General features: G+C 36.9%; 17 protein-coding genes and 1 pseudogene. 9 read left to right on the top strand and 9 right to left on the bottom strand.

Annotated elements, in window-relative coordinates; all coding sequences use genetic code 11:
• Positions 1-636: an RloB family protein gene (locus FJR09_RS01035; RefSeq protein ID WP_168653215.1), complete on the top strand. Its 636-nt coding sequence runs from the start codon at positions 1-3 to the stop codon at positions 634-636.
• A 135-nt stretch (positions 637-771) separates the two neighbouring features.
• Here the strand turns inward: FJR09_RS01035 and FJR09_RS01030 are convergent.
• Positions 772-1,649: pseudogene (locus tag FJR09_RS01030) on the bottom strand (Rpn family recombination-promoting nuclease/putative transposase).
• Between the two features lie 105 nt (positions 1,650-1,754).
• Complete coding sequence (locus FJR09_RS01025; RefSeq protein ID WP_168653216.1) at positions 1,755-2,612, bottom strand: peptidoglycan recognition family protein; 858 nt, start codon at positions 2,610-2,612, stop codon at positions 1,755-1,757.
• Between the two features lie 453 nt (positions 2,613-3,065).
• Here FJR09_RS01025 and FJR09_RS01020 point away from each other — a divergent pair, with 453 nt between their 5' ends.
• The 5 genes from FJR09_RS01020 to FJR09_RS01000 all read left to right on the top strand — a co-directional run bounded on the left by FJR09_RS01020 (position 3,066) and on the right by FJR09_RS01000 (position 7,759).
• Complete coding sequence (locus FJR09_RS01020; RefSeq protein WP_015080214.1) at positions 3,066-3,275, top strand: DUF2997 domain-containing protein; 210 nt, start codon at positions 3,066-3,068, stop codon at positions 3,273-3,275.
• A gap of 38 nt (positions 3,276-3,313) precedes the next feature.
• Positions 3,314-3,700, top strand: coding sequence for a DUF1257 domain-containing protein (locus tag FJR09_RS01015; RefSeq protein ID WP_148760211.1), 387 nt, complete (start codon positions 3,314-3,316; stop codon positions 3,698-3,700).
• Positions 3,700-4,155 (top strand): ferredoxin, encoded by a 456-nt coding sequence (locus FJR09_RS01010; RefSeq protein ID WP_015080212.1) that lies wholly within the window; start codon positions 3,700-3,702, stop codon positions 4,153-4,155. Before FJR09_RS01015 ends, FJR09_RS01010 begins: the two co-directional genes overlap by 1 nt.
• A 59-nt stretch (positions 4,156-4,214) precedes the next feature.
• The gene (locus FJR09_RS01005; protein WP_168653217.1) at positions 4,215-5,945 is read left to right on the top strand and encodes a DnaJ domain-containing protein; all 1,731 of its coding nucleotides are present in this window, start codon (positions 4,215-4,217) and stop codon (positions 5,943-5,945) included.
• Positions 5,946-6,310: 365 nt separating this feature from the next.
• Positions 6,311-7,759, top strand: a complete 1,449-nt coding sequence (locus FJR09_RS01000) for a glycoside hydrolase 100 family protein (RefSeq protein ID WP_015080211.1) — start codon at positions 6,311-6,313, stop codon at positions 7,757-7,759.
• A gap of 285 nt (positions 7,760-8,044) precedes the next feature.
• Here FJR09_RS01000 and FJR09_RS00995 read toward each other — a convergent pair whose 3' ends face one another.
• Positions 8,045-8,803 (bottom strand): TIGR00297 family protein, encoded by a 759-nt coding sequence (locus FJR09_RS00995; protein ID WP_168653218.1) that lies wholly within the window; start codon positions 8,801-8,803, stop codon positions 8,045-8,047.
• A 57-nt stretch (positions 8,804-8,860) separates the two neighbouring features.
• Between FJR09_RS00995 and FJR09_RS00990 the strand changes: the two genes are divergently transcribed.
• Positions 8,861-9,292, top strand: a complete 432-nt coding sequence (locus FJR09_RS00990; RefSeq protein WP_015080209.1) for a VOC family protein — start codon at positions 8,861-8,863, stop codon at positions 9,290-9,292.
• Positions 9,293-9,479: 187 nt separating this feature from the next.
• Here FJR09_RS00990 and FJR09_RS00985 read toward each other — a convergent pair whose 3' ends face one another.
• Positions 9,480-10,082, bottom strand: coding sequence for a triacylglycerol lipase (locus FJR09_RS00985; protein ID WP_168653219.1), 603 nt, complete (start codon positions 10,080-10,082; stop codon positions 9,480-9,482).
• A 434-nt stretch (positions 10,083-10,516) separates the two neighbouring features.
• On the opposite strand from FJR09_RS00985, the gene FJR09_RS00980 reads away from it, so the two are divergent.
• On the top strand, positions 10,517-10,849 hold the full coding sequence (locus FJR09_RS00980) for a hypothetical protein (RefSeq protein WP_148760201.1): 333 nt from the start codon (positions 10,517-10,519) through the stop codon (positions 10,847-10,849).
• 90 nt (positions 10,850-10,939) lie between these two features.
• On the opposite strand, the gene FJR09_RS00975 is transcribed toward FJR09_RS00980, so the two are convergent.
• From FJR09_RS00975 to pcrA, 5 genes are all read right to left on the bottom strand, one after another.
• Positions 10,940-11,449 (bottom strand): type II secretion system protein, encoded by a 510-nt coding sequence (locus FJR09_RS00975; RefSeq protein WP_168653220.1) that lies wholly within the window; start codon positions 11,447-11,449, stop codon positions 10,940-10,942.
• 159 nt (positions 11,450-11,608) lie between these two features.
• Positions 11,609-12,610, bottom strand: coding sequence for a hormogonium polysaccharide secretion pseudopilin HpsC (gene hpsC / locus FJR09_RS00970; protein WP_371416414.1), 1,002 nt, complete (start codon positions 12,608-12,610; stop codon positions 11,609-11,611).
• A 338-nt stretch (positions 12,611-12,948) separates the two neighbouring features.
• Positions 12,949-13,575 carry a prepilin-type N-terminal cleavage/methylation domain-containing protein gene (locus FJR09_RS00965; protein ID WP_168653746.1) on the bottom strand — a complete coding sequence of 209 codons (627 nt, stop codon included), beginning with the start codon at positions 13,573-13,575 and terminating at the stop codon, positions 12,949-12,951.
• 38 nt (positions 13,576-13,613) lie between these two features.
• Complete coding sequence (gene hpsA / locus FJR09_RS00960) at positions 13,614-17,060, bottom strand: hormogonium polysaccharide biosynthesis protein HpsA (RefSeq protein WP_168654000.1); 3,447 nt, start codon at positions 17,058-17,060, stop codon at positions 13,614-13,616.
• A gap of 500 nt (positions 17,061-17,560) precedes the next feature.
• Positions 17,561-19,888 carry a DNA helicase PcrA gene (pcrA, locus tag FJR09_RS00955; protein ID WP_168653744.1) on the bottom strand — a complete coding sequence of 776 codons (2,328 nt, stop codon included), beginning with the start codon at positions 19,886-19,888 and terminating at the stop codon, positions 17,561-17,563.
• Between the two features lie 475 nt (positions 19,889-20,363).
• Here pcrA and FJR09_RS00950 point away from each other — a divergent pair, with 475 nt between their 5' ends.
• Positions 20,364-20,801 (top strand): CAAD domain-containing protein, encoded by a 438-nt coding sequence (locus FJR09_RS00950; protein WP_148766741.1) that lies wholly within the window; start codon positions 20,364-20,366, stop codon positions 20,799-20,801.
• Positions 20,802-21,172 lie beyond the last annotated feature (371 nt).

The following is a 21,172-nucleotide window of genomic DNA, read 5'->3' as shown; positions in this document are numbered from 1 at the left end:
ATGTCACGGGGAAAATCTACCAATAATTTAAAACGAAGTTCCGGGAATAAAAATCCTAGAGGATACTTTTTAATTGTAGTTGAGGGTGAACAAACAGAATATAATTACTTTGAGTCTCTAAAACGTGAACTTAAATTATCAACAACTGACGTTAAAATAGTTCCCGCTTATGGTCGAGATCCTCTGGAGATTGTAACTACAGCTTATAATCTATATCAACAACAACAATATGATCAAGTATTTTGTATATTTGATGATGATAATAAACCAGAGAAATATAAAAAAGCTCTCAGCACAGCAAAAAAATATAATGTTGAATCTATAACATCAATACCCTGTTTTGAATTTTGGTTTTTACTCCATTGTTGTTATACTACCAGTCCCTTTAGTAGTTACAAAGAATTACGTCCAAAGCTAGAATCAGAAATGAGAAAAGAGGGTATTTTAAACCCAGGAGAAAATTATAATAAAAGTGATAAATTGCTATATGAAAAACTCAAATCCAATCAAGAAAAAGCAATTAATCATGCTATGAAATTAGAGCAAAATCATCCCAACGAAGATGGATGTACCAAACCATCAACAAGAGTACATATTCTAATTGATAAATTGCAAAAACAAAAAAACTTTGAATGACCAATTATTTATTAGCAGTATTAACGCTTCTTAACTGGCGAAAAAAATGTAATTTTGGAAATAGGTAAGTTTTTGATTTTCACCTATTCCCTTTTTCTTAACTAGCAACTTACGCGAATATTCAGCCCAAATACTTTAATTTACCCGCCCTTTTAACCAAGTTTGGATATCAGCAAAGCTGGTAAAATCTAACAATGCTTCGCTCAAATCTTCGAGAACCGGCAAAGGTAAACTAGAAATTGAGGAACGCATTTCCTCAGAGATTTTTCCAAACCGCTTAGTCAACAGTCGAATAATCACATTAACAGTTGCTTCCTCTCGTCCTTCTTCTCGTCCTTCCTCTCGTCCTTCCTCTCGTCCTTCTTCCTTAATTTCTTGGTAAACTCTAGTTTCCTTGAGTGTTATTCCTAGCATAGACTCTACCTCCATTCGGCTAAGTTTTTCAAACTTGTACACCATGATAGTCGTGATCATCTCTATTATGGCGCGACTTGATGGTTGAGGATCTTCTTCACGGGTTCTTATTAACAAATCCCGTGCTGCTGCTGGCGCTTGTTCTTCCTCCACCGTAGTCAATACCATCAATGCTACCCATAGAGGTAATTGACGAATATCCCCCAATTCATTCAATACACTCTATGTACTTGTTCACCTTTTAGTAAGGTTCTATGAGGGTAAATGTCCCTTTGTTCGGTATTGCGAGATGGATATATTATAACTGCTTGCCAGTCACTAAATCTAACGCGGTTGCGATAGAAATATAGTGAAGATTCTGCAAATACTCTTTCATAAAGTTGTTCATCTTTTTGAAACTGCACCTCACAGAAATACACAATCCCAGCACCTTCATTTTCTGGGGGGAGAAATACTCCATCTATTTCAAACTTGGGTTCTTTGACAGCTACCGAATCAAATCGGTAAGCATCTGCATTTATGGGTGGATTTGTCAACAGTTCAAATAGCAAAGTTGGAGACTGTTGAAATAGTTTATAGAAAATGGAGTCTCGACGCATGAAGCATTCTATCTATTTGTTAAATATCCTCTAAATTTAATCACATTATTTGAGATTCTGCATAAGTTTTAACTAAATTAAATCCTCAGAATTTTGTTTTGCTAACTAATTGAAAGTTTGTAATTGCCGAAAAGAATGCAATTTATTGAGAAACTTTTCACCATCAAAACTTAAAGGATCAACTTTCCCATTCCCCACATCTACCGCACGATGGGTTGTAATTCTATCATCTGGAACTTGACTTTGAGCAATTAACCAAGCTAAGGAATTATATTGAGCTTCTGTATATCCTGAATGTGCTTCTATATTACTTTTCCCCCAAGCATCGGTCGGGGTTTCTAGAGATACATGATAAGCAAAATTATTTACAGATGGGGATAAATTAGGATTAGTTTGCACAGTTTCCACACCATTAACACCTTTGAAAACTGAGTTACCAGCACCAAAAGCGCGTTTTTCTGGAGGAACTAGATAAATAACTTTTCCCTCTAAAGTAATTATGGCATGATAACTGGCTTGAACACTTTCATCATCATGAGGTGTTTGAAAAAAATTAATGGCGCTAGAAGTAGAATTGGTAGTTTCATGAAGGACAATAATGGCTTGATTATTACAAGGTACACCATTAACATCTGCGGTATAGCGATCGCCATAATTGCTAGGATCAACTGTAACCTGGGCAAAATTAGGTGTATAATTAGCGAAATCTCTAGTAGTTATATACAGAGGATTAATTTTTTTAATCTTTGCGGGAGACGGGATTAAATTTCGCTTTTTTTCTGGTTTAGTTATTGTTGACTGTAATTGCGCTGGTGGATATTGATACTCAGTTGTCCCTTCCGATGTTGATGCAATTGTCTGATTGTGTTGTTGTCTCGCACCCCCAATGAATACAGCCAAAGTTAGGGTAGCTAACATCAAAAAAATTAGTATTACTCTAGTCGCCCAGTCTCTAAATCTCATGTTTTTATTTAAAATTGGTAATATAGTGTAATGTTTGTGAATATTCATGGCAGAGCCAGTAACAATTATACCTGATCATCAGTATAAAACCTATGACTTGGTTCAATTCAATGATAATGATAAGATCTTTCAATGAATTTTAGATTTTTTTCATATTCATTCCTGACTAGGGATTTTACCTACAAGCTTTATTTAATCAGATTTTTGATAATTTTTGGTCTTTAGCAGTCCTCATCTTGACTAATTGATCAGGTTAAGAGAAACTTATAACTAACGAACGTAAATACTAATCTAAAATAATAACTTTTGTAAACATTATGAAATATATGTGCTTAAATATGGAACATTATGAGACAAGTGGCAAATTTGTATCTAAGTTCCTATCCCTAAATTTTGAGTAGGTCTGGTAAACCAGCAAAGTTCAAATATACTATCTAGGTTGGCTTTCAAAGCATGGAAACATTAGAATTCATCATTTATCCAGATGGTCGAGTCCAAGAAAAAGTCACCGGTATTATCGGTGCATCTTGTACTGAGGTAACAGCAGCCATAGAAGCCCAGCTAGGACGAGTGTTGAGTAATGAACCAACCTCAGAGTTTTTTGCCACTAACCCGCAACAAAATAGTGTGGTGGATACACAAACCGCCCACAGCGAATGGTAAGTTTTCCAACTAGTTAATTTCATTGATTACAAACCACCATGTCACACTTTAGCCAAATTAAGACACAGATCCGTAATCTGGAATCCTTGAAAGATGCCCTTTCTGACTTGGGAATAGACTGGAAACCTGGACCTGGTGAGGTGCGGGGTTATCGTGGTCAAACTCATGCAGCCGAAGTCACAATTGAACAGCAAAATGGTTATGATATCGGTTTTAGATGGAATGGTCAAGAATACGAATTAGTTGCAGATTTACAATATTGGCAACAAAATCTATCTGTGGATGGGTTTGTTCGTGAAGTAACTCAACGTTATGCTTATCAAACAGTAGTTAAAGAAACTACTAAAGTTGGCTTCCAGGTAGCCGAACAACAACAACAGAAAGATGGTTCTATTCGCCTAGTAGTACAACGCTGGAGTGCGTAATGTCTAATTTGCCGCCGTCGTCACCAGAAGAGGAATATAACCGTTCCGGTTTAGAACCAGAATTAGGGAGTCTTTTGCGAGATGTCCCCGAACGTTCTGGTTTAGAACCGGAATTAGGCGGATTAGTGCGGCAAAAAGGTGTTTATGTTGATGAAATTACCTGTATTGGCTGTAAACATTGCGCCCATGTTGCCCGAAATACTTTTTTCATTGAAGAAGATTATGGGCGATCGCGTGTCCTCCGTCAAGATGGAGATATAGAAGAGGTAGTTCAAGAAGCCATAGATACCTGTCCTGTTGATTGTATTCACTGGGTTGATTACACAGAACTGAAAAATTTAGAAGCAGACAGAAAATATCAGGTAATTCCCGTAGCGGGTTATCCCGTAGAACATGGTGTAGCCATTACAGAAAAACGCCGGAAAAAACAAAAGTTAAAAAAATCTAGTTCTTAAATTACCAGCAACTTAGTGTTCAATCCTTAAATCCTATAAATCCTGATTCTGACGTAAGCATGAAACCAACATCTCAAACAGGTGCAGCATTCATCACCACCGGAACTTTAACAGGTGCGGGTATCTCCTCCACAGTCGGAGGTATGGGAATAGCTGGAGGCTTTGGTGGTGTGGGAATAGGTGCTGCTGCTGTAACTGTTGCCGGTGCGGTTGTTGGCGCTGCTGCTTATGGTGCTTTTAAAGGAATTACAGCAGGGGATAGCGCCGTTTTTGGTGCAATGGGTATTGGTGCTATTGGTGGTGTTGGCGTTTCTAATGTTATCGGTGGCATAGGATTTGTTGCACCTAAAATTGGTTTAGCTTTTGGTATTGGTACAGTATCAATGACAGGAATTGGTGCAGTTTTAGGACTTGCTGCTTATGGTGTGGCTAAATTATTAGATGATTCTGAATTTAGGGAAACTCCCATGCAAGTTTTTGAACGCATGGAAACAAAAGTTTTAAATAATGATGATGATTATTATTATTTGGAAGCATTACTAGAACTATCTGGTGATGATATAAATGCCAAATTTACAGCTTTAGAAATTGAGGAAGAATTAAAACAATTAAAATCCAAAATCAAAGGTAAATCTCCTCAATTTAAACCAGAAGTTGAACCCAAAATATTAAATATAACTCCTCAAATAACGGAAGTTTGGCAATGTGTGAAAACCCTCAAAGGACACACAGCCACCGTGAATAGTGTTGCTATTCATCCTGATAATAAAACCTTAGTTAGTGGTAGCAATGACAGACAAGTTAATTTATGGAATTTGCAAACTGGAAAGTTGCTATATACTTTTTCTGGACAAGCTGAAGCTGTGTTATCTGTAGCTATTAGTCCCGACGGAAAACAGGTAATTAGTGGTAGTGTAGATCGGAAAATCAGCAGTTGGGAATTAGAAACAAAAAAATATAATCGCACATTCTCTTATTTAAGTTCTCCCTATAGTCATAATGGTTTTGTTAATGCACTTGTTTTCAGTCCCAATGGTAATATTATTGTTAGTGGTAGTACGGATAAAACTATCAGAGTTTGGGGAAGTTATACAGGGACGATTAAACACACTTTAAATGGACATAAGGATGCAGTTTTAGCTATTGCTATTAGTCCTGATTCTACAACTCTTGTTAGTGGCAGTGCTGATAAAACTATCAGAATTTGGAATTTACAAACTGGTGAACCACTTTATACCATTAATCAGCATTTAGCAGCAGTCAATACATTAGTAATTACTGCCGATAATCAAACCCTGATTAGTGGTGGTGCAGATAGTACAATCAAATTATGGAATCTCCATACTGGGGAATTGCAATACACGTTCAATAAACACTCAACGGCTATTTCTGCGATCGCTATTCACCCTGATGGTAAAATTATTGCTAGTAGTAGTCAAGATGGAATTATCAAACTTTGGAATCTTGAAACTGGGGAATTGCTAGAAACTATTTCTGGGTTTAGTCCCCTAGCTTTCAGTCCAGATGGTAAAATATTGATTAGTGGTGGTAAAGGTGGCACTCTCAAGATTTGGCGGCAGGTTCACAGCAGTGATGATTTACCCTTAACTGGGGAATGGTGGGAAATTTTAGGCATAGAACCGAAAACTCACCCCAAAGATGTCAAACTTGCCTACTTGAGATTAGCCAGATTATATCATCCTGATATTAACACTTCTGTCAGTGCCAAAACTGCCATGCAAGCAGTCAATCAAGCATATCAAAGGTTTCAGCTTATGAATAGCTTGTAAAATATATATCGCTTCATCAGTATTAATACCTCAATTTTTTTTAATTGTTTATATTGCATATTCGGAAAAAACGTTATAAATTGTTAAGTTGTAGGGGAATAATATATTTTGTCATGTCCATGATCAATTCCTGATTAAGCAGATATACTCTATTGAAGTGATTTTACACGGAGAATAAAGTGCATTTTCAGAGATTGAAAAAACTGCTAAATATGATGCAGTTAGATTTTGACATTGACCGAGTTTTAGTATTTTGACTGGATTGATATTTGCTATTTCAAAGTTATCATGAAAAGGGCATAAAGAATAATTAAAGGTGCATCTACTCCCAACAAATCTACTATCCAAATGGAGTTAGTCTGGTAATGCAACTAAACAAATTAGAGACAAGTAAAAATATAGAAAATGAAGCTTGGCTTGCATTAGAGAATTCAATTCTCTACTACAAAGGTCAGCCAGTAGGAACTCTAGCGGCTTATGATTCATCCGTAGAAGCCCTAAATTACGACCAATGTTTTATCCGAGATTTTGTTTCTTCGGCTTTAATTTTTTTGATTAAAGGCAGAACAGATATTGTCAAAAATTTCCTAGAAGAAACATTAAAGTTGCAACCGAAAGAAAAGGCCTTAGATGCCTATAAACCCGGTAGAGGGCTAATTCCAGCCAGTTTCAAAGTTGTTTCTGCCAATGGGGAAGAATTTTTAGAAGCTGATTTTGGTGAACACGCTATTGCTAGAGTTACACCTGTAGATTCTTGTTTATGGTGGCTAATTTTATTACGGGCTTATGTCGTCGCTACAAATGATTCTTCCTTAGCTTATCAACCTGAATTCCAAACAGGAATTAGGTTAATTATGGATATCTGTTTGGCCAATCGTTTTGATATGTACCCCACGCTGTTAGTTCCTGACGGTGCTTGTATGATAGATAGACGCATGGGGATTTATGGGCATCCTTTAGAAATTCAAGTTCTATTTTTTGCGGCTTTACGGGCTGCGAGAGAATTACTAATTTGCACAGGGAATGGGGATATTATCGAAGCAATTGATAACCGCTTACCTTTATTGTGTGGACATATTCGTCAGCATTATTGGATAGATATTAATCGTCTGAATGCAATTTATCGCTTTAAAGGTGAAGAATACGGAAAAACTGCGGTCAATCTTTTCAATATCTATGCAGATTCTTTACCTTATTATGAATTAGATAAATGGCTACCGAAAAAAGGTGGTTATTTTGCGGGAAATGTTGGACCATCACAAATGGATACTCGGTTCTTTACTCTGGGAAATTTGATGGCTGTGATTTCTGATCTTTCTACTGAAGAACAGTCCCAAGCCATTATGAATCTGATTGAAAAACGATGGGATGATTTAGTAGGAGATATGCCTATTAAAATCTGTTATCCTGCCTTACAAGGTGAAGAATATCGAGTAGTCACAGGATGTGATCCCAAAAACATTCCTTGGTCATATCATAATGCCGGAAGTTGGCCTGTTTTAATGTGGATGTTAGCAGCAGCAGCAGTGAAAACCAAAAAACCACAGTTAGCAGAAAAAGCCATTGAAATTGCTACAGCTAGACTGAGTGAAGATGAATGGCCAGAATATTACGATGGTAAAAAAGGGAGATTAATTGGTAAACAAGCGAGGAAATATCAAACTTGGACAATTGCTGGATTTTTATTAGCAAAGGAACTCATAGATAATCCTGATTATTTACCATTAATCAGTTTTGATAAATTACCTCCAGATGTGGTTTCTAGGGCTTGTGAATTTGAAGTTGGCAATATAGATCCTTATCTGTCTATGTAGTCAAATATCTGTTAACAATGAATATCTTTTCTTTAGCCTCTTGATAATTATATGGGGCTTTTTTTACATTGAAATTTTAGATCCTATAGAGGATGTTTGAAAAGTATCAGAATTAATCGAGATCCCCCCAACCCCCCTTTGTAAGGGGGGCTAAATTCCTCAAAGTTCCCCTTGAAAAGGGGGATTTAGGGGGATCTGCGGGTGTCAGATCCCACACGAAAAAGTTTTCAAACAACCTCTTACCTCAAAGAAACTTAACCATTAATTTTGGCGTTGAGTCAATAATTAAACAAAGATACTTTGGTAAATTAACGCCATGATAATTGCCGCAGTTGCACCAATCAAGGTATTAATAATATTGACAACTTCATTGGTAAGCCAAGTATATTTAGATTGCAAAGTTGCACCAATGACACTTTCTAAATTGGTAGCGATAAATGCAGCTAAGACAGTCCAAATTATCCCCAGAGGATTAATTAAATTTACTCCCCAACCAATGAGTGCGATCGCTATTGATGCTACCATACCAGCTAGAGTTCCTTCTAAACTTACCGCCCCTTCTGTCCCTCTAGGAACTGGTTGCAATGTCGTAATTAAAAAGGTGCTTTTACCATAAGCTTTACCAACTTCACTCGCGGTAGTATCAGATAGTTTCGTGCTAAAACTGGCGACATAACCCAAACATAGTAAATATTTAAAATCAGGGAAAAACAACAGTCCCAACGCACAGAAAGCCGCTATTAATGCTGAACCCCATACGTTTTCTGGACCTCTTGCACCGGCACGCTTTTCGGCAATTCCTGCGGCTTCTTTTTCGGCCATACCAATCCGTGTTACCCCAGAACCAACAAGAAAATAAAACACTACCACTAGATATCCTTGCCAACCTAGTGTTCCCCAAATGATAATTCCCAATAACCCAGCATTAAGTATACCTGCGGGCGTGAGCAACTTTTTCGGAATAATGGCTACTATTCCCAGTAAAATCGTATTTAAGACTAATCCCATTAACCAGGGATTTAAAGAATCAATCAAAGACAACATGGCTGCTAAATTATGAGTATTTTTGCCATAATATTATCAGATATAACTGCTCGATCTATGAACAAAATTTTATTTCATCTCGCTTTTCCCGTTGCTGATATTCCCCAAACTAAAGCCTTTTATGTGGACGGTTTAGGCTGCATACCCGGAAGAGAAAGCCCTCATGCTTTGATTCTCAATCTTTATGGACATCAATTAGTAGCTCATGTTACCAAGGATATTTTAACACCACAAAAAGCCATTTATCCGCGACATTTTGGCCTAATTTTTACCAAAGAAGAAGATTGGCAAGAATTACTAGCAAGGGCAAAAAACAAAGATCTAAAATTTCGAGAAGAACCAAAAAACCGCTTTACTGATTCTCTCCTAGAACATCGCACTTTCTTTTTAGAAGACCCTTTTTATAACTTAATGGAATTTAAGTATTATTGTCATCCAAAGGCAATTTTTGAAGGTACTGAATATACTGCAATTGGTGATAAAACTTAGAGGGCAGTAAATAAGCCACATATACTCATAGTATAAATACAGCGGTTTCCGCTCTTATGAGGTACAAAGTTGAATCATGAAACTCTTGTAGTGCGGGCATCTTGCCCGCTAGATATGTACCTCATAACACCGGGAAGTGCTGTAAGAACCTTGATTTTTCATTAGTCCACTTTTGGTAAACCCAAATTCATGCTTTTAGTGGTGCTATTAAGGCTTTTGCTACTATTCTTAAAGCCCTAATATCTGTTAACATTAAAGGATGTAATATCACGGGTAAAATTACTTCTTTGTCTATACCAAGTTGCGAACTTTCCGCAGGTAAAATCATCAAATCATAAGGTGTCCAAATAGATGTAAAATTTAACTGCTTTAACATTTCGACATCAGAATTTAAATCATTGATAAAATCACTATTAGGACGCATTTGCACAGCACCAGCTAACCAAGTACCATAAGCAACTATAGTTCCTTTATGGGGTGAAGAAATGGTGATAAATCGCTGGACTCTATCTATTCCCCCCAACCGCTGAATATAATAACGGCTAACAAGACCACCCATGCTAAAACCAACTAAGTCAAATGGTTGTTCTGCTTCAAAGGTAGTAGCTATATAATTAGCTACCTGCTGCGCTAATTTATCCAGAACCTCAGCACCATTATTAGGGACTAAATCCACCGTATGCACAGACAAACCTTGTTCTCTGAGATAAGATGCCATTTTATTGAAAACTGCCCCAGTATCGTTAATCCCATGCACTAATAAAACGGGATTTTGCTGTTTTGTTGCCATAATCTTGATTATTTATCTCAGTATTGTAATCGAAAATATACAAAATATACCAGATTGGTGACTGCCGAAAAATTATTAAGATTTATTAAATAAGTTCTCATAATCTTATAGTTATAATAAAATTTAATAATTAATTTGCGTTATTTACCGGATACCGTTGTTAAAATAAAAAACCTAAAAATAATTACTAGTACAGTACAGCGTAAGTAAGATAACCATTAAAAGTCCCTAAAGAGCTTATACAATCTGCTTTTTAATTTTTAATTGTTAATTTTTAATTCCGCCCTGCGGTGCTAGTAGTAAATGTAGGCTTTTAATTAGCAAGCAGTATGTCTAATAATTGGCCGCAGATAACGCAATCAAATGTAATATTACACCGTGATTTTTAATAATTTCGGTCACATTCTAGACTATTCAAACCAGGAGCATTTTTTATGGGCTTTATCAAAAATATCATTGCGGGTATCGTGGGTTTTATTACCGGACTTTTTGGTAAAAAAGGTAATAACTACTACTTAGAGCTAAAAGAAGAAGCTGAAGAAGCTAATGTTACTCAAGCACCAGCAACAGTAGCACCAAAAGCTGAACCAAAAGTTACACCAGCAGCAGTAAAAGTTATTAAGCCTGAACCCGTGAAAATATCAGCCCCCACGGAAACCAATTTTGCCACCAAATATCTCATTCCTCTGAATAGTCCTCGTCGTCGTCCAGGGGTAAATATGAATGTCTTTTTAGATATGGCCCGTCAGGTGAAAACCCCAGGCTAAATACCCGGTTAGCTGTTACGCATCTAAATTTGATCATCCTAATAGCTAGATGTTGTGGTGCGGGCATCTTGCCCGCTACAATCATACAAATTAATTGCAAGAGTTATCCTTAGCGGTTCGCATTGCGCCTAATATAGTGGAAACAATAACACAACGCTTTGCTGTGCCACCAGGTTTACTAGATAGGGTGATTTTGCCGAGTGGAGGTATCACACCACCAATATCATCAAACCGGACTCGTCTCACGCCATTAGATAATTGTAATGTTGATTCCACCACATCTAACTGCACACTAGGATCTAAGTCATTCCATTTAGCATTAGATGGGTCAATTGTAGCCGGATGAACTGCCCATTGAACATTATTATTTTCTTCTCGGAAACTAGCGTGGTAAGTCAACTTTTCTTTTTTGGCTTGGCTTTGGGCTTCACGCATGGCTCGATAAACTTGATCTTGGGCAATATTTAAGTGCTGAGTCTTGATCAAAGCGAACCAGCTTGGTGCAGCTATTGCTGATAGTATACCAATCATTAATAGTGCTGTAATCGTTTCTATCAACGTAAAACCGCTATTAGAGCGATTATTTTGTAAATAATTCATCCCTGATTATTTGCAAGCAAAACATATATATATTGCGATGTGGGATGATTTTTTATATGCCGTTTTTTTCTGAATTTTTGATTTTTTTATAGCTATTGTGAAATTATTACTTTATGAACCAGTGTCAAGAGTCGGACAACTAACTTTTTAAGTTAATGATTAATAGCCACTTTTTGCTCCTTGAACTATGGCATTAGCCGTGGGAAAATAACTTTTTTTATCATTTTCATATTTTATAAGATTTGGATTACTTTCTCTACGAGCTAGGGCATTACCGCGAATAAATACCTTTGCTGTTGTATTGGCTTTATCTACACAAGCATAAAACCCTGTCATATCATTACTTGGCGTTGGCGTTATTGTGCTTGGCGTTATTTTTGACCATGTAATTGGAGGTGTTATGGTATTATCTGGACAGGTGGCCGCTGGTGGTGTGGGTGGTATGGTTGGAACGAGTGGTGGTGTGGTTTGATCTACATAGTCAATTAACACATTAGCCGTATTACCACTACTATAATCTCCAGATTTCTGCCAATTGATCATGGCATCTTCTACAGTGTTGGATTGAGCTATATTAAAGGGATTAAAACCTGGATTAGGACAGTTATCAGCATTAACATACTTCTTAGTATATCCTGAACAAGTTACACCTCCTGTAGAAACTTCCACACCGTCCTTAACTTGCCATCTAGCGATACGAGCAGATTTTGACCAATTTGTGTTAGTATCTTTAATTAAATAATAAGCAACTAATGAATATACAAAAGCATCATCTTTTCCTGATGTAGTGGGAATCACCTGACTAACAAAATTCCGTTTCCAAAAAACTAATATAGGAGTTTTAGTATCATCATTTGGGTAACGCAGTTGAGGTTTTATTGCGTTAATACCAGCAGCATCATAAATATAAATAGCTTCTTGTAAATCACGAGAAATATGATCCAGTGCTATTTGGATTTCTTGCTCAGAATTTATCTTAATTTGCTCATTGCTATCTGTGGTTATCACACTAATCATAAACTCTAGTAATAGTGTGATAATTATAGATGACATCGCTAAAGCTACTAACAATTCAACGAGAGTAAACCCACCAGATTTATCAAGAGATTTTGAGGACTTGAATTGATTTTTGAATATAAATTTAAGTATCTTGATCATCATTGTATTGTCCTTTTTTAAATGCACCAAAGGCAGATTTTCAGATGTTTCTGATTTAGAGGGTGTTTGAAAAGTTATGGTTGATGTATCAAATATTTTTTACCCCACCCTAACCCTCCCCTTGTAAAGGGGAGGGAACTGGATTTTTATTGTTTCCCCCCTTTACAAGGGGGGACTAAGGGGGGTAGCAATGTGATGAAAATTACGGAATACCACTTTTCAAACATCCTCTTAGATTAAATTATTGCACGGTGGGGATTTTACTCGCTTTTTATGGGAAAATTAATGGTGAATTTGATTGAATTAACCTCAGGGATAAACCAATTTATTGACAAGGTTGATTATTGAACGCAACCCAAGCGGGAACATAAACTGCCAAAAGTGGTACTACCGCTAATCTCAACTGTTGTTATCAAGATTGGCGCTTGTTTATTAACTAAAATACCACCTGTCCTAGACCCTAGAATAGTTTGATCAAAATCCAAGTCTTCTCTATATATTCTAATCGCTAGACGATAGCCATCACTTGTTTTCGTACCTGCGGGCTTTATTTGAGCCGCTTGAATGTAAAATTCATCAAATGGGCTATTTTGATCTGGTTGACAAGTTGAAATTGGATTACAAGCCGTGATGGTGCTATCCTTCTTAAAGAAATACAAATCTGTATCTGTTTGTTGAGGAACCGGCATTGCTGTTTCTAGATTTATAGGAGTATTTGGAGTTTCTGTAATTACTTTAGTGGGCGCTGAAATTGAATTATTGCTGACACCATTAATAAATGTCTTAGCAGCTTGAACAGCTTTTTCTGTAGTTTTCGACTGCACCCGGACAGCCGTAGACATGACCAGGACAGGTGATATAGCAGCCAAGAGAATAGCAATTAAAACTACCCCTGCTAGTACCTCAATAATTGTGAAACCAGAATCACTAGCAGATAAAATTTTTGGCTGTAGTTTGGTTTTTATCATTATTTTATCACCTCTTTGTAAGTTTTATGTAGGTTTTATTATTGACAGATATCAGGACGTTGCTTTGGATCTTCTATGGCAAAGTTAGTATTAGAAGTCTCCTTAGCACATAACAAAGTTTGTAACCATGTATCACCTCTGCTAACTTCCCGTAAATATTCATCCGGTGGTTCAGGTGGTGTGACTGCGAGTTTACTGGCAAATAAGTCGGGTGACTGAAATAACAACCCTACATCGTAACTCCACTGTCTTGTCGGGGGACTATTAAGTTTCTGAGGTGGATTTGTCCCTGTAGCATAGGCACTCTTTTTTACCTGCATAAAAGCCCCATTGAGCTTGATTTTACTACTAGTCCAATTCTCTATAACGCGAACCAAGTTATTTAGACCACCATTTAGACCACCATTATCTACTGTAGGTTTAGCAGGATTGTCACCAGCAGCAATAATCAGATTAAAAGTAGTATCGTTCTTAGCTATTTGTTGGCTACCTATTGCATAACCCAATTCCTTGAAGTCGAAGTCTCCAGAAAGCAAAGTAACAGCATCAGCTAAAATATTCGCAGGTCGCCATTCATCACCTGTGGTACAATTAGGAAATCTGGAGTCACCAGAACGACAGGCAAAGTTGGGATTAAATGTACTGCGAGTATAGAAGTTACTCCAATCATCTGCTAGTGTATTAGTAAATTCCTCTTGAGTGTGTTTATTAAAATCACCTTTAATATACGCTGGTAAGTTGGTAGCTAAAGTTAACCCCTTTTCCTCTTCCTTGTAGCTATTTGTTCGCCCCAGTTTCTCGCCTTTAATGAGTATAATTGCACTGGGACGGCGTGTGGTGTCGTCTGAATAATCTACAGGACTTTCAAGTTTTCCAGCGTCGGTATTACCCGCACTGATATCTGGTAAAGCATCATCACGAGTCGCGTAAATAATACCGCTATTGGGTAATAAATATTCTGAACCACCAATGGTTGTTGTCCGTAGTTGATTCAGGTCTAAAACTGTAGCGCGAACTTTTTGATTTTCTCTCTGGTCAGAAAAGAAGGTTTCAAAAATTGCACCATGGGGAATCACGGAATTATTAGGATTAATACTACCATCTAGAATTTGTAGAGCGCAAATTTGAGCATCAATACCAGACTGCTCTGATATAGTTCTATTTGCTGGTGTTTTTGCTAATGCTCTAGCTAGTAATCCCTCATCTATGAAACGTCCATTACTATAATTTAATTGAGATAGATATGTCAAAGCTGTTGCATAATCACTAGCTGTTTTAGTGGGTGCAGGATAAACTATACCCCTATTAGATTTACCTTGAGAACCTTTTTCAATATTAAAAGCATCTGGTAGACTGTTCATATTTTTGTAGCTATTATTATCAGTAGGATCGTAATAACTACTCACACAGGCTATGGGTTTGGGCGGTTGGGTATTGTAGTGATAAACTGCTGTAGCCCGCATTTTTAGATAAGGTGTTGTTGTATCCGTAGAACTTATTGTTCCTGCATTATCAGGCCATATTGTTTTTACGTTACTGTTAATACTACTAGGAGTATCATTTTTACTCAAATAAACACCTGCCCCCGTAACAACTCGTAAACCACCCACGGGTCCTGTGGTACTTGTTGGTACTTTGGCTGCTGCTAATTCCCAGTCTCCATCTCTTTCATTAGAACCAATATCTGCTAAATTCCGTACTAAAGAGGGTCGTGTGCGAGTTTGCGTAGTACCACTTGGTAAATCCCATTTAATGCCAGTAATATCTTGGGTATCCTCAATATATGAACCAATAAACTGATTTTTACTTGTATCCCACCTCAGTTCGGGTAAATTGTTACTAACTAGAACTCTATCACCCAATCGTCCTTCTTTTCCGCTATTTTTCTTCAATTCTTTTGGGTCGCTGACCTTGGGTTCTAAGGATGTTCCGCTAATGTTGAGTGATAGATTAGTATAATTAACACCTGTTTTACCGTCTGTTGGGTCCGTAGGATAAACCCAGTTATCAATGGGACGCAGGGTATCAGCAGATCCTTGTAATAATGGGTTAGGATATGGTTCTGTAGCACCAGAAGGATTATAAGCAACTTCTGTATAAGGTACACGACGAGTCCGTCTTTTAAAGTAAATTTCTAATTGTTGACGACGGTATTTAGTGGTCTCTGTATTATTAAAAGTTATTCCTAATGCTGTTTGTTTGAGTGCAAGTCCGTTTTTAACTTCTGTTGGATCATTAGCACCTGTAGAATCAGCAGCAATTTGAGCTTCAATTAATTTATTAATCCGCCTTACATAAGCTAGGTTATTATAGGCTGTATCTTTGGGACTATTTGTCACTGATTTTGTTAAAGTACCAGGAGTAACATTATCTATTTTACCGTTGTATAAATCAACAGTCGCTCCCCCCGTATCACTTGCATCAGTAAACTTACCCAGAGCTAAATTACCACCAACAATAATTTTGGCATTTTTAGGTTTATAGAAACAAGACGCTTCACTACTAACTTGATATAATTTAAGATTACTAACACTTCCAGCAGCCAGTAAATTACTATTTGTAAAAACCCCACCATTCAAATTTGTAGAAGAATTTAATTCTAGATCATCGTCATAAACAACAGCATTGTTATTTGTTGGTGTTTGTATTCTGTCTTGTTGATACTCTACAGCCCCGCCCAGACTACCAGCAATCTTACCATTATATACTTCATAGTTACTAGTGTTGGGAGGATCAGTAATTCTGGCTGTAGCGGTATAAACAAAAAAGGCTTTCTTGATTTCATTATCTTGTCTCACCCAACCAGTATTACCTACTAAACTGGTATCGGTACTTCCACAATTAGCATTTAATGTCCCCTTGACTACTGGTGGATTTCTGGCTTCTAAAGCATTTCTGGCTCTGCTATACTGACCATTTACCACTGGTGGGGTTTTAAAATAAATACCGTAGAGGGTATAGCTATCAAATTTCCCGTTGCTGTCAGTATCAACAGGAAACCTCCAAGCTGTTTGTAGTGATGGTGGTAGTGGTGGTTGTCCCTGTAAAGATAGTGTTAGTTTAGTTTCATCACCAAATGTATATTTATCTATATTATTAACAAGAGCATTATACAGATCATTGTCTGTTGGTGTAGTTTTCGACAGAGTTTTATCCTGCAATAATTTACTAATTTTTGCTTTACCTCTATCAATTGCTGGAGTAGCAGCAGTGATAACAGACTCATTGACACGGACATTACTAGCATTTTTCGCCCGGTCAAAGGAGCGGAACATGATAGCAGTGGTTAATAAAACTACTACTACCGATACCATTACCACTGTTGGCAATACGAAACCTGCGTTTGCAGCCTGCTGTTGTTTTTGACTACTAAAAACAGTTCGCAATAACCAAATGAGTTGTTTTTTTATATTTGCTAAAAACCGCCGGATAAATCTTGTGGAGTTTTTTGTGATTATTTTCAATGGGTGACGTTTTTGAGACATGACTGCTTCCCTGATAAATAATTGAGCGGGTAGGGGTTTAGCAATGCTAAACCCCTACAAATCTAGGTTTTTCGTGATTTTACAAAAGTCAATGTCCCAACCCTTTTGAGTATATATTGGTGGGAGCAACTACTGGAGTTTTATGGGAATAGTTGCCTGTTTCTATTCATCGTATTTCTTTTATAGCATTGTTGATACGCAAGTTCTAAACTGGAAAATACTGAATTTTTCAACTGCAAATATTATATTTCTCCTGAATACTGATAGTATATCTACTTGCTTAGACAATTGCACCAATAATTATATAAATTTTTGATAAAGCAACAGCAACCCAACGCTCATGTTGGGTTATGGCTTCACCCCCCGTCAGGGATACTTACCTCAACCCAATCTACAAATCAAGACTTTTTTCGATTTGAACAAGGTATTGATCAAGCAAAATCGGCGGTTAGAAACCGCATCTACACAAGCAAAGTCCACCTGCTTGGACTAATGCAAAATTAAACTTTTTGTAATTGCGCTACTCTGGGGTCTACTATTTTTTGTCCTAAACTCAGGAATTTAATCGCTACAGAAACCTTATTCCCTTCTCCGAAAATGTGGGTAATTTCCCCAAGCCCAAAGGACTTATGCAATACTCTGTCACCGACTTGCCAAATTCCAGAAGTGCTTTGTTTACTAGAAGTTGCAGAGGTAGTTTTAGTAGAACTCCGGGTAACTTTATTTTGGGTAGTCAGTAATTCTGCTGGTATTTCATCGAGAAATTGCGATCGCATTGCCGGTTCTCTAGACCCATATAAACGCCTTTCTCTGGCATGGGATAAGAATAAACGTTCTTGAGCGCGAGTAATACCAACATAACATAAACGTCGTTCCTCTTCTAACAATGAAGGATCTTGTAAGGAACGATAACCCGGAAAAAGCCCCTGTTCTAAACCCACCAAAAAGACAACCGGAAACTCCAACCCTTTAGAAGCGTGTAAAGTCATTAACGAAACCGCTGTTTGTCCTTCTTTTAAATTATCTAAATCAGAACTCAAAGCCGCACTTTGCAAAAATGCCTGTAAAGAAATATCTTCTCCAGCATTTTCTTCTTGAAATTGCAACATAGCATTATGCAATTCATTGACGTTACTGATTCTATTATCAGCTTCATCTGTAGCTTGATCTTGCAATTCTTTAATATAACCAGAATCTTCTAAAATACCTTGTAAGATTTCCGAACCGGGAACTACTTTGATTTGTTCTTGACGATTGTAAATCATGGCTGCAAAATTATTTACAGCTTTCGATGAACGTCCTGCTAAAGTATTTACAGATGTTTCATCACTTAATATTTCCCATAAAGTTGTTCCTAATTGCTGGGAAGCATTCACCAAAGCATCCACAGTAGCCTTACCAATGCCCCTGCGCGGTGTGTTAATCACCCGTAATAAACTTACAGTATCAGCAGGGTTATTAATTGCCCTTAAATATGCCACAGCATCTTTAATTTCTTTACGATCATAAAATTTCATTCCTCCCACAACTGTATAAGGAATTTGATATTTTACTAATAATTCTTCAAAAGGTCGAGATTGGGCATTAGTTCGATATAAAATTGCAAAGTTACCCCAATTTAATTCCGGGTGTTGATTTTCTAAATTTCTAATTTGGTTAATCACAAAAGCCGCTTCTGCCATTTCTTCATCAGCTTTATGACAATAAATTGCTTCCCCTGGTTCTCTTGTGGCTTTGAGAATTTTATCAATGCGTTGAGTGTTATTTTCAATTAATTCATTCGCAGCTTGGAGAATATTTTCACAAGAACGATAATTCTCTTCTAATTTCACCATAGAACGAGTATCATCATCTGCCAAACCATCGCCAAAATTTTCCTGAAATTCTAGCAAAATGGTAAAATCTGCCATTCTAAAACTGTAAATTGACTGGTCAGCATCACCAACCACAAACACAGACCGATTTTGCCATTTCCATTCACTTTTACGGCTTTCTCCATTTGTGACCAAAAGCTGAATTAAATCATATTGAGTCCTGTTGGTATCTTGATATTCATCAACTAGAATATGACAAAATTTTCGATACCAATAACTTAGAACTTTTTCATTTTGTTGAAATAATCGGGTAGGAATTAAAATTAAATCATCAAAATCTAAAGCGTTATTTTGGGAAAGTTTATCCTGATAGCGATTATAGACATCAGCTATGACTCTACCGCGATAATTGGGCTGTTCACTTTCAAATTGTTGGGGAGAAAATCCTTGATTTTTAGCATTACTAATGGCGTAGCGTACAGACTTGGGTTCAAATTTCTTACTATCTAAATTTAAATCTTTAGTAACTATTTCTTTAATTACACTTTGCACATCGGATTCATCAAAGATAGAAAAGTTTTTATCCCATTTTCTGCCTTTTTCATCTTGATATTTTTCGATATCAAATCGCAGAATCCGTGAAAATAAACTGTGAAAAGTTCCACACCACATATCTTTGATTTTAGTGCGGTAAACCTCTGATTTTAGTAAGCTTTGTTGATATTCTGTCAGCAAATCCAACTTTTTACCATGTTGCGATATGGCTAATTGTTCAGCAAATATCCTTTGAATTCTGTCCTTCATTTCCCTAGCGGCTTTGTTAGTAAACGTCACCGCGAGGATATTTTCGGGATTAACACCATGTTTGAGAATCAAATTAGCAATGCGGTAAGTAAGCGCACGGGTTTTCCCTGAACCAGCGCCAGCAACCACCAACAATGGTCCGCAGTGGTGTTCTACGGCTTGACGTTGACTAGGGTTAAGATGACTCAGGAAATCAATATTTGTGGTCATAAACTATAAAAATGATGAAAAGGACAATTTGTTATCGGGTTAATCGGTAAGGGTAAAACTCAGTACAAAGAATAAAACGAAAGCAGCATAATGGGGCAAAAACAATAAAAATTTACTTAAATTGCTAAAGTTTGAGAAAATTTGATATAATGTTAAGCTATTTAGTTTTATTCTTGCTTCCTAACTAGCAACTTAATGTTACTAGACTTTGTGTAAAGTTTTGTCATACTGTGAAGAACTGTAGATGTAAGATAAACCATAATCCCTAATCTCTCACCCTGATTAATGAGAGAAAGTACCGATTAACAGCCTTTTGGTTGTAAATATCTAGTAGTCTGTTAAATTTATTTTGACGGGTTTTTGGTAGTGCGGGCATCTTGCCCGCGTGAGCGAGACGCTCACACTACAGTCCATCATTTTTATCTTGACAAACTATTAGGTAAGAAACTCAAATTTCAAAATCATGGAAACGAAAATGCAAGAACCAGAATTTAAAGAAACCCAGTCTAAAGAAACAACCATACCCGAAATTAACACCCAAACCGGGAATTTGACCAAACTTCAGCCTCCTATGCAGCCTCAAGAAGAGTGGCTGAAATACGGACAACAGATTTCCGGTTTTCTGGGGACATTACCAGACTATGTAGGTAAATTCTTTGGTCAATATCAGCAACCTATTGTCAGTATTGGTTTAGTAGTGACAGCAGTAGTCACAGTTAAGGTACTATTGGCTGTATTAGATGCTCTTAATGATGTTCCTTTAGTAGCACCTACCTTTGAATTAATTGGTATTGGTTATTCTGTGTGGTTTGTCTATCGCTATTTACTCAAAGCCTCCAGCAGACAAGAGTTATCTGGGGAAATTACCACCCTCAAATCCCAAGTTGTCGGTAAGCACACTTCTAAATCTTAACTCACAAATTTAGACAAATTTAGATCCCCGACTTCTTAAAGAAGTCGGGGATCTTTTTTCTTTTCTTTTTTCTTTTTTACAAAGCCAAGAGTTCGTTGTTTTTTTGTGAATTTAGAATATGTCACATACGTCAGTCCAAATATGTGTTACGAAAAGATTATTTATAACTGAAAGATCACGGTTGTGTTTATAAATAACACATCTTACCATCATATACATATTTAACCTGTTTGGATAAGAATTTGTAAAGGTTTACCACTGCTCAACAGTGTCAAGTACCTTCAAGCCAGGGAATTAATTCCCTGTCTAATAGCTCAAGTCGGTTAAAACCGACTATTTTGGCGGTATTTATTCGAGAAATAGGATAATTT

It is taken from the genome of Dolichospermum sp. UHCC 0406, assembly GCF_009712025.1.
Taxonomy (GTDB): Bacteria; Cyanobacteriota; Cyanobacteriia; order Cyanobacteriales; family Nostocaceae; genus Dolichospermum; species Dolichospermum lemmermannii.
This window is presented reverse-complemented; position numbering and strand designations above follow the sequence as displayed.